A 16132-nucleotide genomic window follows, 5' to 3' on the forward strand; every position below is an offset into this window, starting at 1 on the left:
ACATGGAGTTCACTTTGGTGGGCTTCATGTATTTTTTTGTATTGGAGGTCAAGCGGATGCAGAACCGGTTACTCGGTATCCATATGATTGTGCAAAATGAAGAACAGTGCCTGCCTCGCTGTCTGGACAGCTTGAAGCAAGCAGACTTGGAATCCTTCATTACGGATACAGGCTCGTCCGACCGGACGCCTGATATCGCCAGAACATATGATGCGACCGTGTTGCGAGCTGACTGGGAGGAAGATTTTGCGAAAGCCCGAAATATTAGCTTGCCCTTGGCAACCACAGAATGGATTCTCTGTCTGGATGCCGACGAGTATGTGATTGAAGGTCTGGAAGAATTGATGACTGTTCTGCCAGGTGTCCATAAGAGCATTACCAGATTACGCATAACGATTGAAAATCAGTTCGGTGAAGGGCCGGAGGACAAGATTCTGTCTTATCCGGTACGGCTGTTCCGTGCTCATCACGGTTACCGGTACACCGGACGTATTCATGAACAGTTGGTTCGTCAGGATCCTGCCGAGCAGAGCTGTGATGTTACATCAAATAAGTCCACGAGAGAAACATATGCACAATGGGATTGGCCGCAAGCAAATGCAGCAAACGAGTTAGCAGATGCAGGTGTAAAAGCAGATGTAAAAGCAGAGGAAGAACTGCTGGTTCCTTTGCGTCTGGGACATGATGGTTATCTCGCAACGGTGATCGCTAAAGGTGATAAACCCAAGCGCAATTTGCGCCTGATTGAACGAGAATTGGCGGATCATCCGGCACAGCCTTTTCACCTGTACAATCTGGGCGTAACACGCTGCCAGCTAGGTGATCTGGAACAGGCAGCGGATGCGTTCGGGGAATCGCTGAAATTTGCTGAATTGCAGGCTCCATATCGCGCCACTCTGGTGAAAGATTTGGTTAAAGTGCTGGTAGTGCTGGAGCGTTATGAAGAAGCACACATGCTGCTCACCGCAGAATGTTGTCGTTACCCTGCATATCCCGATCTGCATTTGTTGTACGGAGAGATTCTGGAGCGCCAAGGCTTGGAGGAGCGGGCATATCGTGCCTACGCAAGAGCGAGTAACTGTGGCTCTAGACGGGATGATCAAGCAAGGGCTAGCGGTGGTGAAGCAGTAACGGAGCCTGTTTACGTAACAGAAGCGGGCTCGAACAGTTATCGGGCATATACGTCCATGGCACGGCTCGCACAAAAGAGGGGATTCGGGCAAGAAGCGGTTCGATTATATGAGCTGGCGCTGGAGCACCTGTTCACCTATAGACCGGCATGGATAGGGCTGGCGGATGTACTGCAACAACAGGGCTTTTCAGATGAACAGATAACAGATCGCTTGCTGCATCTGGCTAATCAATTCAATGAGATACATGGGACAGATCGTGCAGATAGAATGAACCATTTGTGCTCCTCTCTAGAAAAGAAGACAGGGCAAGTACGGATAGAGATAAAAATACTAATGGAGATGATCTATGCCCTCGCTGAATGTGGAGCCTATAAGCAGGCATTGCATTTACTCGGCAGTGAGACATCCAATGTTCATATCCCGGCAGGTGATCAACTTCACTGGCTGCTGTGTGCAGGCCAAGTCACAGATGCATGGCACCTTGCGGAAGGCAGTTGGAGAGAACCAGACAGGGAAAGTGGCGAGCAGATCTGTAGCTCTTCCATTAGCGTTACGTGGGGGCAAGATGATCTCCATACAAGCCTTCGAGCAGAAGAGCGGAGTGACTGGGCGTTAGCTTGTTGGGCGAACGGAAGACGGTTATCTTCATCCTTTCTCGCTAAATCACCCCCCGCTGAAAGAAATATGTGGAAAGTAGCAGACCATTTGCTGTTTGAGTATACACCGGGTTCATCTGCTACGAATCCTATACCGCATGTACCCGATGGGCAGCTACTGCAATGGGGTGAGGCAGCGCAAATGGCTGCGAAGCAAGTTGTGATTCGCGCTATTCAGAGCGGACAGCTGTCCCTCGCAAGGCAGCTGCATGAACGGCTGGCTCGGATCATGTCAGAGCATGAGCGGACAGAAACGGCGATTCCTCGGAGTTATGCAGGTCTGCTCTATCGATATGGCTACACGATGATTGCCGCCGAGATGCTGATTCAGGGTATGACGGAAGGGGAACTGGATGCGGAAGGACTCTTTTGGCTGGGTGAAACGTTGTATGCAAAAGGATACTCGGAACAGGCGCTGTCAATGTTTGAACAGGCGCTGGAGCGCGAGCCGAATTTCAGTCAAGCCCGTGCCGGGGCAGCGGTTTGTTACTTACAGATCGCCCTTGATTTGATTCGTCAGGAGCAGAATCGATCCTCGGAACCATCAGTGCTTGCGGCTCAACAGATGGCTTTGGAGCAGCAGTTGCGAACCGCGGAAGGTATACCTTGGCGGACGGTATACCGTGCAAAAGAAAGGAGGAATCATCATGCGAGTACATCAGCATCAGAGTCAGCAGAGCCAAGCGCAGCAAATCTCTCTGTGTATGATCGTCAAGGATGAGGAGGAAATGCTACCGCGCTGTCTTGAAAGTGTACGCGGTGCGGTCGATGAAATCATCGTGGTAGACACTGGCTCATCAGATCGCAGCAAGGTCATTGCAGAAGAGCATGGGGCGGTTGTGGTTGAATTTGCGTGGTGCGATGATTTCGCCGCAGCACGGAATGCTGGCCTGGAGCGGGCTTCCGGCGACTGGATTCTCTTTCTTGATGCGGACGAGGCGCTGGAATCAGCAGCACGGGAGCAGATCAGAAGCTGGACGACAGTCAGCGGATGCGACGGATTGTTTTTGAACATTCATAACTATACGGGTTCGGGTCAGCAGGGGGCGACGGTTAATCCGGTGCTGCGTCTGTTTCGCAATGCCCCGGAGCATCGGTTCCAGGGCCGAATTCATGAGCAGATTGCGGCGGCGATCTGTGAGCGGAATCCAGAGGCGGCGTTTCATGTTACGGACATGGTGATTCACCATTACGGGTATCAGACGGTGATTGTGGAGCAAAAGGACAAGGTGAACCGTAATTTGCGTTTACTACAGCAGGCGGTGGCGGAAGAGCCGGACCAGCCATTTCATCACTATAATCTGGGCGTAGAGTATTTACGTGTGGGTGAAGCAGAGCAGGCACTCGAATCATTTGGCAAAGCCCGGCAGAGGATTGACCCTGTGGTGACCAGTTATGCTCATTTGCTGTTGAAATACGAGGTCCGCTGTCTGGAGCATTTGCAGCGCTGGCAGGAGGCTCTGGAACGGGTGGATGAGGCGCTGGAGCTGTTTCCGGAATACACGGATCTGATGCACCATCGTGCGATTTGCGCGGACGCTTTGGGGGATACAGTTATGGCAGAGATGTCACTTCGTGAAGCCGTTCGGCAGGGGCCGCCACCGGCAATTTTCCATACGGAAGAAGGGATGGGCACATACCAGACATGGTACACATTGGGTCGTTTGCTGGAAGGAAAGGCCGATCTTGAGGGAGCGGTAGAGGCTTACGTGGAAGCTGTGCGTGCAAAATCCAGCCTGCTACCGCCACTCTATCGCATATTTCGAATTATGCGAGTGTCGGGGCAGGAGCGGCAGATTCCAGCGGTGATCAAGTCGCGTTTTGCCATGAATTCGGAGGAAGCTTTGTCTAAAGTGCTTGGCATTCTGGAACAATGTCATTGTTATGATGCGGCGCTTGAGATGCTGGGGGAGATGCCGTCTGTCTCTTCCGGCGAGCAACGGGAGAAACGTTCTGTAGCTGAGGCTGTTCTGCATGTGCAGCGAGGGGACTGGAGTACAGCACGTTTGAAACTGGAAACCGTGAAGCGGAAAAAGGGTTCATTTACCCCTATGGCTGCCCGTTGGCTCGAACGTTTGCAATGGCTGGATGGGAAAGAGGGGCGGGGTGCGAGCGGACAGGATGCCTTTACCCTATGGCTGATGAATGGCTCACCGGCGGATGAGAGTAAGGAGGGATTATCTGAGGCAGAGCCTCGGTTGGCAGGATGGTGGATGGCTGCAATAGAGGTGGAGAACAGATCGGAAAGTGAGAATGTAGCTGGACTTGAGGGTGTGGCGGACTCAGATCATGCAGGGGTATATGATGGTTGGCAAGCTCTCGGGCTTATGCTGGAAGGGTGCGTTCAGTCTGGAAGATGGCACGTACTGCATGGATTGATTCAACGGGGCCGGCAGTTACTGGTTGAAGTGGATCATGTAACGGAAAAGAGGCCGGAGAAGGAAAGGAATGCTAGTGGTGAGCAGGAGATGGAGAGAGAGCAAGTTGAAAGTGAGATAACAGATGCCAAGGGAAGAGGGAATCGTGAACCTTTTCCCGGAGCCTTGGATACGTTGACCGGAACGAGTTGGCTCGTGAAAGGACTGATTCGTGCAGCGGATTGCCATCTGGGGCAGCTTTCGTCTGATACGGAACAGGTGGAGCATGGGAAAAGGCAACATCGTGCGTACTGGCCTGTCATTCAGCATATTCGGCTGGAGTTGCCGGGAGTAGATGGATTCGAGGGCTAGGATAAAAGAAGGTTTTGTGAACAGGGCGAGATATAAGGATGGGGAGAGGTTTTGCGGCAAGGGGGCGGGTTACGGGTGAAGCATGGAATCAGCTTATGCATGATTGTGAGGGATGAAGGCGAATTTTTGGCTCGTTGTCTCGGTTCTGTGAGTGAAATGGTAGATGAGATCATTATCGTGGATACAGGCTCGACAGATGATTCGGCAACGATTGCCGAGCGTTATCATGCGACGATTATTGGTATGGAGTGGAATGGAGATTTTAGCCAGGCACGCAATCTTTCACTTGCCGCCGCGAGTTATTCGTGGATATTGGTACTGGATGCAGATGAAATGTGGATAAGTACGTTACAAACAAAGTCGGAGTTTCTGGATTGGTTGGAAGCAGGGAGTGAAGAAATCTGGGGTTACTGGATGAAGGTAACGAGCCTGCTGGGTATCTCAGGTGAAGAGCGTGTAACGGATGAGGTCTGCCGTCTGTTTCGTAATGATCCCCGGATCGCTTTTCGTGGAAGAATACATGAGGAAGTTGCTTCTTCCATTCTTGCTCTGATGCCGCAAGGGATTCACCATTCGGAAATAGAGGTTATTCATTATGGTTATCTGGATCAAGTTATTGCTGCTAAACAAAAAGATGTGCGTAACATGCGGCTGATTCGGCTAGCTTTGCAGCAGACACCAGATCAGCCCGAGTTGTTCTATGCGCTGGCTGCCGAGTGGTTTCAGCAAGCCCGATATGATGAAGCACTTCGATTGTTGTTGCCACTACTCGCAGGGCTTGACCCGGCGTGTGGATATCATTCGGACGTGGTGCTGAAAACAGCTTACGCTTGGAGAGAGCTGGGACAGCCAGAACGGGCGCTTTCCGTAGTGGAGACTTGGGCATCGATGTATGGTGATTACCCGGATCTGTTGGAGCTGGCGGCTGTGTTGGAAATGGATCAGGGACGGGCAGATAGCGCGCTGAACTGGTTGAAGCAGGCGAAATCCGTTGCATCGACAGGAGCGAGGTATACCTCGGTGTCTGGTGCCGGAACTTACCGCAGCCTGACACTGGAAGGCATGGCGCATGAGCAGGTGGGTCGCTGGGCAAAAGCGGAAGCGGCCTATACGGCGGCGCTGATTATGCAGCCAAGCAATGGGGCGGCGTGGCAGCGAATGCTGCTTCTTGGCGCAGCCACGGGGCGCCCGCAGGCCATTGCCGGCGCAGCCGAGGGAGTGAGCTTGCCGCCATTGGCGTGGCAAGCGTTGGTCTCGGCCGCACTGGCTGCGCATCGGCCGGAATGGCTGCTGCGCCATGCGGCGGCACTGGGCCCGGCACTGCGTGCGCAGCCGCTTGCTGCGGGGCTTGCGCTGGCGCAGCTGGGCGAGGATGCAGCTGCCAGCGCGGCATTGCAGCTGTGGCGTGCGCATGCGCAGCACGGGCCAGAGGCCGAGCTGGCGCTGTGGGCGCTGGGCCACAAGCGGCAGGGCGTACCTGGGCGCCATGCGGCAGCACGCCAGCGGGCAGCGGTGCCGGAAGCGGCGCGTGCTGCCGAGGCACTGCTGCGCGGCGAGGGCGTGGCAGTGGGTGGCGGCGATGCGAGCTGCATAGCGGTGCAGGCACAGGCTGGGGTAGATGAGCAGGCACACGCTCAGGCGAATGTGAAGATGCAGGCAAGGCTGGATGAGCAGGCGAGCGTGCACGAGCAGGCGCAGTCTGAGCCGCAAGGCCATGTGCCCCAGCCGCGCAGCAGCACCCAGCAGGCACTGCTCGCACCCGCAGCAAGCGCTGCCCCGGCACTGCTCGCGCCCGCGCAGGCGCTTGCTGCCGTAGGCGCATGGCCCGCATGGCTGCGCCTACTGCAAGCCCTGCCGCCGGGCGGCGCGCTGGCGCTGCTCGCAGCGCTCCCGCCTGCGGCCCGCTGCGGGCTGCTGCGCGCGCCCGCACGCGTCCGCGAAGGGCTGCTTGCGCTATGCGGCTCGCCTGGCGGCGCGCAGCAGCCCCTCGCGGACGCAGTGCCCGCCGCTGCGCTCCTGGCGGGCACGCTCGCGCTGCTCGCCGGGCGGCAGAGCCTGGCGTGTGATTGGGCCGAACTCGCGGCCCGAATCACTGCACGGCATGCTGCCGCCCAAGGCCGCCCGGCGAAGACGTCTCCGCCGGGCCTGCAAACCCTGCTGCGCCTGACGGTTCCCGGTGCAGCCAATGCCCCAACCTTCCAGCAGCAGTGCAACATGCTACTGGTGTACCTGTAATCCGGCGTCCCCATACCGCCGGATTCACGGGATGCCCCTCCTTTTCGGCACAGCAAAAAAGCCGGGGCATCCCGGCGTACACTTCCTTGAGGTCTCTCCAATTTTTGCTGTTTTTTGATGACCCTACAGCTATTCATTCCTCGTATTCGGCGACGCTAGCCCTTTCCCGTCTTACAGATCACAGCCCTGAAACAGCGAATCGGGGCGCCATACATATCCGAAAATATCGCGTCCTCCGGTTCGGTCACGTTCAGCTTATCTTCAATCCTCAGCCCCGTTACAGCCATGATCGTCTCCAGCAAGTCTGGCCGCATCTCGGGCACATCAAAGGTGGCGATTAACTGTCCGTCCGGCTTCAACACCCGGGCAAATTCGCGGAAAGCTCGCAGCATTGTGCCGGTGTCCAGATGTTCCAGAACAGAGATGCAGAATACACGGTCAAACTGCTCGGTGGTATATGGAAGCTGAGCCAGATTGGCTTGAGCCCGGTTGAGCCGTGTCAGATAGGGTTCCGGCAGATTCCGGGATGCCTGTTCACCAAAATCGGCAGCAATATCCAACCGAATCGCCTCTTCCGACAAAATGCGTTCATCCCAGTCGCACGCATGAACTTCGCGGCAATGCTCTGTAAGCCAGAATTTGAACGGGTGAGATATACCACATGCCGCATCCAGCACTACATCATCCGGGCGTACAAACTGCCGGGCCCACTCATATTCATAAGGGCGACTCCACCACGCAGGATGAAGCGGAAAAACCAGCGTATCTGTCTTCGGATCGCTTTGCCGAATGTACCTAGATTCCAACATTGCCGTGATATCAGGTGTGTTCATCATGTCCGAATCCCCTCCCTCAATCCTGTTTCCGTTAAAAAAGATTCCAGAACCCTGCTCCACCGGCTGCGCCATATGGACAGATCATAAGACAGCGCCGTCTCGCGCGCATAGATGCCGAGCCGTTCCCGCTCGGCTCGATCCTGAACGAGACGAACGAGTGCAGCAGACAGTGCCTGTTCACCCGGAGGAACAAGGAGCCCGTTAAACCCGTCCTGAATCAGATCATTGAGTCCGCCAACATTCGAAGCGATAACCGGAAGGCCACAACTCATCGCTTCCAGACAAGCGTAGGAGGTTCCCTCCGAGAATAACGTAGGAATGACAACGATATCCGCCTGATGATAGGCATCACGAATCTCTCTGAAGTCGTACGTATGCTGGTGGATACGAGCTGTATACGGATGTGTACGCTGCCAATAGCGAAAAGCTCTGCCCACCGTACTACCTTCCACCAGTTCCCCGGCAAATTCAACCTCCACATCTGGAAAAGCCCCCAGTAGCGTATCTGCAGCAAGCATCATGGGAATGATACCGCGCTCGCTGCTGATGCGACGTGGATACAGAATACGGATTGCACGGGGAGTCGAAGCTGGCTCATCGTTTTTCGTGTGAGCCTGCCATGAATGAGGAACGGTTTCGGTAGCCTCGCTTTCTACAGAGATAACACTGGAGGCCTCCAATAACTCTGGATGATAACTTTTCGTTATGGCCTTTTCCACTGAACGGCTATAGGCATCTAAATCATCTTGATCTGCTCTATCGAGACCCACTATGTTATCTCCGGATTGCTGAACAATGATGTCCGCATGTTCAGCTTGCATTGTCGTATCTCTCTTCCACGCAGCCATCCATTCTTCTTCGTTTTGCTGTGGGAGTGTCCTCCTTGGCGGAGCCGGAACAAAGTATGAGGTGTCCACGGCGTTGGGAATCAATACGATTTGTTCTGAATCGTTGTACGTACAAGCTGCCCGGCAGAAGGTCTGGAAATGAGAGTCCACCGAGACGATGCGAACCAGTCCGTCCAACGCCAACTGAATATGTTCGGCAACCTGACGTTTCGTATCCAGCGGCAGACCGGGGCGATCCCAATTAATGCCGTGGCATATCCCGAGGCTACCGGGTTTGTAGTTAATGGGCTGCCACAGGCAACTTGCATAGATAATAGGTCCGCGAGCGGCTGCGGCCATCCGGTCAAAAGCTTCAGGTACATTTTGCATGTCATAATCATAGCCATAGACGTCAATCTGTTCGGTTCGGGTCTGGAACGCTTCGAAATAAGACAGTTGATGTACCTCGGGAATATGACCGAGTCCGCGGATCACACGGCATAGATCGAGAATGTAACGTTCCAGTCCACCGCCAAATACCCGGTTAAACTCCCGATTGTATCCATCGGTAAAACTATGGGTCAGTATGCTGACCACACCCATATTAGGTTCCCTCCTTCCACGGAAGCAGGCGCGGTTCAGGATCCAGAATGGACTCATACTGCGCCGGATTGCCCCATTCTCCATGCGGATCAATACGTTTGTAACGCAAGTACTTGCGCACCCGGTCTTCCAGACTGCCAGCCCAGCCGAGATGCTGTACTTTCAGTTCTGTGCATACCCCTGACAATACGGTGCTGGACACGGGGAGGCGAGGAAGATGGTGATTCTGCTGCGGGTAAAAGTAAGGATAGCCTGGCATATAACGAACAAGAGAGGCTGTGTGGCGTTTGTGCATCGACCAGAGTTCATCCTCCCGATAATGAGTTCGGCCGCCCCACATATCATAGAAACGAAAGGCAAACCAGTCTGCATAGTCCTGATCAATGAGTTTGCGTATCGCCTGTTTGGCTTCTGTGCTGTATAGTTCATCGGCATCGACCGAGAGAAGCCAGTCCGGGCAGGTACTCACAGCTGCTTGCCATAGGGTATTGCGAAGGCGCCATTCCTCGGCAAATAGTGGCTTCTCCAAAATTTCCAGGCGCACGACCTTTGGAAAGGATCTGCATATATCCGGCGTTCCATCTGTACTGGCATCATCAACGATGACAATCTCGTCCACGAATTCACTCAGATCCTGCAGCACTTCCTCCAGATACCGTCCTTGTTCATTACGAACCTGAAGCATGGCTGTTAACTTGTTGTTTTTACTTTTGCGTACCCGGCGTATGGCGGAGAACTCTTTGAATGCCTCCCTTTCAACATCCAAGTTGGCAGAAGGGTTCGATTCGTTCATGGACTTAATCAGCTGTTCACTTTTCGCGTCCATATCTGGTCCATTCATCAAAGGCATATCTATCTTCTCCGGCGGCATCCGATTCAGCTCAACCGCAACCGCTGTATGATCCTCCACGGCTGCTTGTTGTTTGGTTGTCTGTGTCTGAAGTGAATCATGCATAATCGGTCTGCTCCCGGGGGCTCTACGTTTTTTCGGGTCTAACATTAAAGCACCTCCCCAAGCAGTTGCTGTACGGCATGATCCAGCAGTTCCAGTTCAATAATCCGGGCGAGCACATGTTCATCCTCTACAGCCGCCTCCAGAAACTGCCTCACTGCACCGTGGCGCTCTCCTCGAAGAGCCAGTGCTGTCCCGGATAATTGCCGATATTGCAGAAGACCGGCTCTGTCCTGAATGTCGATGGCATGAACTAGGGTGAGTGCAGCCTCTACATGCTCTGTTTCCTGATAGATGCGGAATTTCCAGTGCCTTGCCGTTTCCCCGCCAAGCTCATCCAGAATACGAATAGCACTGCCATAATCGTCATTGATGCGAAGCAGTTCCGCTTGAACCAACTGCTCCTCTCCTGCTTCAAGCCAGCGACATAATTGTTCATAGTGATGGCGTTCCTGCTCGTCACGTGCACTGATGCCAAACACCTGTAGAGCTTCCTCAACCTGACCTGACCTCGCATGGATAGCGGAGAGGAAACGGTAATGGGACACAACGCAATCTGGCCGCCCGTTGATGACAGCGTGTGTGAAGGCTTCCTTAAGCGAAGCAGCGGCACGGGAATCCTCTAGCAAATACTCATAAGCTGAAAGAAGAAACGAGATCGTTTCATGAGCACCTGCTTTTGTCCGAAGCTGTCTGTAATAGTCGGCTCGTACATGGCATTGTAACATGGTGATGTGATCTGGCTTACCTGCAAGCACCTGCTGGAGTGCATGCATGAAAAACAGTTCATAGTCCCGCACTGGAATACGTGTGCCACCATGATGGATATAACCAGCAGGAGAAGCGTCTTCTCCTCCTAGCCAGATGGCACGGGTGCCTTGAAAGAGCAATTTCATGTACCGGGTTTCCGAAGATGTGCCCACCAGATCGGCAATGCCGACAAGCCTGGAGATACTGCTCTCCCAGAGCGGAGAGGTTGCTTCATCCCCTACAGGTTCAGGCAATAGTGCAATGCATACTTCCGGCTGAAGGGAAGCCACAGTCATAAGCCAGTAAGGGTGTGCGACGACTGCAGCCGTGTGTGGCTCCTGTAATCGGGTTTCTGCTTCCGAGAGGGAGATCACTTGAATGGCATTTGGAAGTTTCTCCTCCTCGGCCGTGCGGCTGCTGACATAATAGAGGGTTCCCTGTTCTGCTGCGAGCAGAGCCGCGATGTCTGGATAGGGGAAGGAAGACCAGCCCCCTTTTCGCGGAAAAAGCACGTATTGAACTGTAGCGTCTGTGGACACATACCGTTCAGGTGTTGCCTTTACCCATTCATCCGTAAAGTTCGATTCCGGTTTCGGATCTTCATCTGTTAATGGTTCGGAGTGTTCCACTGTAACTCACCTCACTTTAATAGGTCTAGGCCGATTCTCTTATGTAAAAGCCGTGCAGAACTTCGCATCATCCGTCTGACACTAACATATGGGCATTTGTCTCCAAACATGAACAACTTCCATGAATACATGGAGCAGTCCAGATCAAACAGGCCACTTACAAGCACAATAAATAGGCCTAATTTTATCTATTGTGTGACCGAGGTCACTTTTTTTGTTACAGAGGCACGAGAATGTGAGAATTATCACATGTGAAAAATAGGTAATCTGGCACAATACGTTCAACAACGTATTTGGAGGACAGACAGCGAAGATGCCGCTTCAAAGCCATTTACGTATCTTGCAAAAGCGAACAGAAAGAAGGGGTAAAGGTATGGATCCGATTATGTTATCGCGTATCCAGTATGCACTTACAACGATTTTCCACTTTTTCTTCGTACCGCTATCAATCGGCCTCGTGCTGCTGGTTGCGATTATGGAGACGTTGTATGTCATGAAGGGAAAAGAGATTTACAAAACGATGGCCAAGTTCTGGGGCAAGCTGTTCCTGATTAACTTTGCTGTCGGGGTGGTTACCGGTATTCTGCAAGAGTTCCAGTTCGGCATGAACTGGTCGGAGTATTCCCGCTTTGTCGGTGATGTCTTCGGTGCGCCGCTGGCGATCGAGGCTTTGCTGGCGTTTTTTATGGAGTCCACATTTATCGGTTTATGGATATTCGGCTGGGATCGTTTGTCCAAAAAAGTGCATCTGGCCTGCATCTGGCTCGTATTTGCCGGTACATTCCTGTCAGCGGTGTGGATTCTGGCAGCGAACTCGTTTATGCAGCATCCCGTTGGATTCGCCATCAATAATGGCCGGGCGGAGATGAATGACTTCTTTGCACTGCTTACGAATGGACAGTTTCTCGTTGAATTCCCGCATACGATTTTTGGTGCGTTAATGACGGGAGCATTTGTGGTGACGGGCATTAGTGCTTACAAGTTGATGAAAAAACAAGACGTGGAAGTGTTCCGCAGATCCTTCAACATTGCCGTTATTATTGGTCTCGTATCCTCGCTGGGTGTAGCCTTCTCCGGGCACTTCCAGGCACAATATCTGGTGGAAACACAGCCGATGAAGATGGCTGCAAGTGAAGGCACGTGGACAACAACGGAAGACCCGGCACCGTGGACGGTTATTGCCTCCATTGACACGGATAAACAGGAGAACTCCGGTGAGATCAAAATCCCTGGATTACTCAGTTACCTCTCCTATAGTAAATTCTCAGGTAGTGTCAAAGGCATGAAAGAACTGAATGCCGAGTATCAGCAGACGTACGGGCCTGGAAATTATATTCCGCCAGTACGAACTACATTCTGGAGCTTCCGTGTCATGATTGCTGCGGGCGGACTGATGATTCTGCTCGCGATGTATGGTACATATCTGGCTTGGCGCAAGAAGCTGGAAGTGGCTAAACCATGGTTTATGCGTCTGATGGTCTTTGCGATCTCCCTGCCGTTTATTGCGAATTCAGCAGGGTGGATTATGACCGAGGTTGGCAGACAGCCATGGACGGTATTCGGGTATATGACGACCGAAGCAGGTGTATCACCGAATGTATCAGCAGGTATGATTTTATTCTCCACGATTGCTTTTACTGCGGCATATACCGTTCTGGGCATCGTGATGGTGTTCCTGTTTGTACGCAAAATCAAAGCAGGACCGTATGCCGTCGATAAGTCGGAAGAGCATGATGAGCCGGCCGATCCGTTTGGCGTAGATGGGGGGTATTCCGTTGTTACTAAGTGAGCTTTGGTTTGTACTGATCGCCGTATTGTTTATCGGATTTTTCTTTCTTGAAGGTTTCGACTTCGGAGTAGGTATGTCAACGGGTCTGATTGCCAAAACAGATCGTGAACGCCGTACGTTAATCAACTCGATTGGTCCGTTTTGGGATGGAAACGAGGTCTGGCTGCTGACCGCAGGCGGCGCCATGTTTGCAGCCTTCCCGCACTGGTATGCTACGCTGTTCAGCGGATTCTATCTTCCGCTTGTTGTTGTGTTGCTGTTGTTGATCGGACGCGGAGTTGCTTTTGAGTTCCGCAGTAAAATGAAACAGCAGCGGTGGCGTAAAACGTGGGACATCATTATTGTGGTGGCAAGTGCCTTGTTGCCATTCCTGTTTGGGGTCGTTTTTGCAACGTTGATGAAGGGCCTGCCTATTGATGAGAACATGCAGATGCATGCCGGATTCCTGGATATTGTGAATCCATACACCGTTGTAGGTGGCTTGAGTGTAACGCTATTGTGTCTGGTTCACGGGCTGTTATTTGTTTCCCTGCGTACCGTAGGTGAATTGAGAGAACGGGCACTTCAACTGGCGAAAAAGTTAATGATGCCGTTAGTCGCAGTCCTTGCGATATATGCAATACTGACCTATCTGATGACCGATGTGTTTGCTGTTCGCGGTTGGGCACTCTGGATTATGGCTCTGCTGGGTGCTGCGGCACTGGCTCTTGCGGCTCGATTCATTCGTCAGCAACGCGAAGGCTGGGCTTTTGGGATGACGGGTGCAGTTATTGCGATTGCCTTTGCCTCCGTATTTATTGGGCTATTCCCACGAGTTATGGTGAGTTCAATCAATTCGGCATTTGATCTGACGGTATATAATGCAGCATCGGGACCTTATTCATTAAAAGTGATGACTATTGTTGCCTGCACCTTGCTGCCATTTGTACTCGGATATCAGATCTGGAGTTATTATATCTTCCGCAAACGTCTGAACGAGCAGCACCACCTGGAGTACTGACATGGGACGCGGGCTAATGAAGCTGCCGGGCATCCGGCCAGTACTCGCACTGGCATCTGCGCTGGTGCTGCTGCAGGCGATGACGATTATTATGCAGGCCAAATGGCTGGCACAGGCCATCACGGCCTTGTTTGAAGGTGCCACAGTTTCGTCGCAGTATCCGGTACTATTGCTGTTTCTGGCTGCTTTTGCTGCCCGCTATGCCTTGTCATTCTGGCTGCACCTTGTTACTACACGGTATGCGGAGAGAACAGGAACCGATCTGCGTAGACAGATGACGGAACAGTGGTTCCGGCTCGGACCGCGTTACGCCAAGACGGAAGGTACAGGACATCTGGTGACGCTGGCACGCGAAGGTATTTCTCAATACAAGACGTATCTGGAGCTGTTTATACCGCGTATGCTGGGCATGGGATTTACACCTGTTGTCATCCTGGTTTATGTGTTCAGACTGGATACCATGTCCGGTGTAATATTGATGCTGACACTACCGATTCTGATCCTATTTATGATCCTGATCGGTCTGGCGACTCAGCGTAAGATTGATGGACAATTCAAGTCCTACAAAGCGCTGGCTAATCATTTTGTCGATACGCTGCGTGGGCTGGAAACCTTGAAAACACTGGGGCAAAGCAAAACACACGAAGGCTCCATCATGCGAGTGAGCCAGCGATACCGAAAAGCAACCATGTCCACACTTCGCATGGCCTTTTTGTCCTCATTTGCTCTGGATTTCTTCACGATGTTGTCGGTTGCGTCGGTGGCGGTAGGCCTTGGGCTCCGGCTGACGGAAGGGCATATGACACTTTTACCTGCCCTGACGGTACTTATTCTGGCACCGGAATACTTTCTGCCGGTACGTATGTTGGGTGCAGATTACCACGCGACATTAGATGGCAAGGAAGCCGGGGAAGCAATTAATAAAGTGATTGAACGAGGCAGGGCCGCAGAACAGCGCCAGCATAAAGCCTATGCAGGGATGGTTGAACGAACCGAAGAGGCGCAATCAGCAGTAACCTCTCCCGAGTTACAACAAACTATGGATAGACCGATCCCTTCTCAGCCCCATACATCGGTGTCCTCTTCCCAGCTGCGCGTCGTATTTAACCGGGACAGACATGGCGTACATCCGGTGGCACCGGCCTCAACATCCTTTTCAACATCTTCTTCATCGGCTTCAGTTCATGACGCAGACCCTGGTTCCTCAGGCAACTTGAACTACGGTGATGATTCCGTATCCTTGTTCTCTTGGGAAGAGCATAGCCGGTTAGCACTGACGGGTATTCAGGTTCAACATGAAGCAGAGGGTCCTTATTCCATTCGGGATGTGACGTTTCAGCTAAAGGGTTTTGGTAAAATTGGGATTATTGGCGCCAGCGGAGCCGGGAAATCAACACTTATCGATGTCCTTGCAGGTTTCCAGCTTCCAACAGCCGGACAAGTGCTGGTCGATGGACAGCATCTGACCCTGGATCTACTTGAGGCTTGGCGTAGCCAGACGGCCGCAATCCCGCAGCATCCGTATATTTTCAGTGGCTCAATTGCGGATAATATTCGTTTTTATGTACCGGAGGCATCCGACGCAGAGGTGGCTCAAGCTGCACAGGTAGCGGGGCTAACGAAGCTTTTGTCAGCTATGCCAAGCGGACTACACGAACAGATTGGTGCGGGAGGCAGGCAGATTAGCGGCGGTCAGGAACAACGTGTGGCACTGGCAAGAGCTTTGCTGAGTGAACGCAGTGTGCTATTGCTTGATGAACCTACAGCACACTTGGACGTAGAGACCGAGTATGAGTTAAAGCAGACTATGCTACCGTTGTTTGAAGGTAAACTTGTTTTTCTGGCGACTCATCGTCTGCATTGGATGCCACATATGGATCGGATCATCGTTATGGATCACGGGACGGTAGCGGAGATAGGGACACATCAGGAATTGATTGCACGAAAAGGTGCATATTATCACATGATTCAGGCACAGATGGAGGCGATATGA

General features: G+C 52.7%; 10 protein-coding genes. 6 read left to right on the top strand and 4 right to left on the bottom strand.

The features are described from left to right. The first annotated feature begins 56 nt into the window (after positions 1-56). From ACR8BL_RS18460 to ACR8BL_RS18470, 3 genes are all read left to right on the top strand, one after another. Positions 57-2510, top strand: a complete 2454-nt coding sequence (locus ACR8BL_RS18460) for a glycosyltransferase (RefSeq protein ID WP_434748960.1) — start codon at positions 57-59, stop codon at positions 2508-2510. After that, the gene (locus tag ACR8BL_RS18465) at positions 2437-4518 is read left to right on the top strand and encodes a tetratricopeptide repeat-containing glycosyltransferase family 2 protein (protein WP_434748961.1); all 2082 of its coding nucleotides are present in this window, start codon (positions 2437-2439) and stop codon (positions 4516-4518) included. Before ACR8BL_RS18460 ends, ACR8BL_RS18465 begins: the two co-directional genes overlap by 74 nt. Positions 4519-4593: 75 nt before the next feature. Further along, entirely contained in the window at positions 4594-6753 is a 2160-nt protein-coding gene (locus tag ACR8BL_RS18470; RefSeq protein WP_434748962.1) for a glycosyltransferase, read from the top strand. Between the two features lie 155 nt (positions 6754-6908). Here the strand turns inward: ACR8BL_RS18470 and ACR8BL_RS18475 are convergent, their stop codons facing one another. From ACR8BL_RS18475 to ACR8BL_RS18490, 4 genes are read right to left on the bottom strand one after another with little or no spacing between them, the layout of a single operon-like run. Continuing rightward, on the bottom strand, positions 6909-7589 hold the full coding sequence (locus ACR8BL_RS18475; RefSeq protein ID WP_434748963.1) for a class I SAM-dependent methyltransferase: 681 nt from the start codon (positions 7587-7589) through the stop codon (positions 6909-6911). Then, positions 7586-9019, bottom strand: a complete 1434-nt coding sequence (locus ACR8BL_RS18480) for a glycosyltransferase family 4 protein (RefSeq protein WP_434748964.1) — start codon at positions 9017-9019, stop codon at positions 7586-7588. The genes ACR8BL_RS18475 and ACR8BL_RS18480 overlap by 4 nt, the downstream gene beginning before the upstream one ends. 1 nt (position 9020) lies before the next feature. Continuing rightward, positions 9021-10019, bottom strand: coding sequence for a glycosyltransferase (locus ACR8BL_RS18485; RefSeq protein WP_434748965.1), 999 nt, complete (start codon positions 10017-10019; stop codon positions 9021-9023). After that, positions 10019-11350 (bottom strand): hypothetical protein, encoded by a 1332-nt coding sequence (locus ACR8BL_RS18490; RefSeq protein ID WP_434748966.1) that lies wholly within the window; start codon positions 11348-11350, stop codon positions 10019-10021. The genes ACR8BL_RS18485 and ACR8BL_RS18490 overlap by 1 nt, the downstream gene beginning before the upstream one ends. 373 nt (positions 11351-11723) lie before the next feature. Between ACR8BL_RS18490 and ACR8BL_RS18495 the strand changes: the two genes are divergently transcribed. The 3 genes from ACR8BL_RS18495 to ACR8BL_RS18505 are packed head-to-tail and all read left to right on the top strand — an operon-like array spanning position 11724 to position 16132. Next, positions 11724-13139 carry a cytochrome ubiquinol oxidase subunit I gene (locus ACR8BL_RS18495; protein ID WP_434748967.1) on the top strand — a complete coding sequence of 472 codons (1416 nt, stop codon included), beginning with the start codon at positions 11724-11726 and terminating at the stop codon, positions 13137-13139. Beyond that, positions 13111-14139, top strand: a complete 1029-nt coding sequence (gene cydB, locus ACR8BL_RS18500) for a cytochrome d ubiquinol oxidase subunit II (RefSeq protein WP_434748968.1) — start codon at positions 13111-13113, stop codon at positions 14137-14139. Before ACR8BL_RS18495 ends, cydB begins: the two co-directional genes overlap by 29 nt. Position 14140: 1 nt before the next feature. Continuing rightward, positions 14141-16132 (top strand): ABC transporter ATP-binding protein/permease, encoded by a 1992-nt coding sequence (locus tag ACR8BL_RS18505; RefSeq protein WP_434748969.1) that lies wholly within the window; start codon positions 14141-14143, stop codon positions 16130-16132.

It is taken from the genome of Paenibacillus amylolyticus (assembly GCF_051136285.1).
Taxonomy (GTDB): Bacteria; Bacillota; Bacilli; order Paenibacillales; family Paenibacillaceae; genus Paenibacillus; species Paenibacillus amylolyticus_F.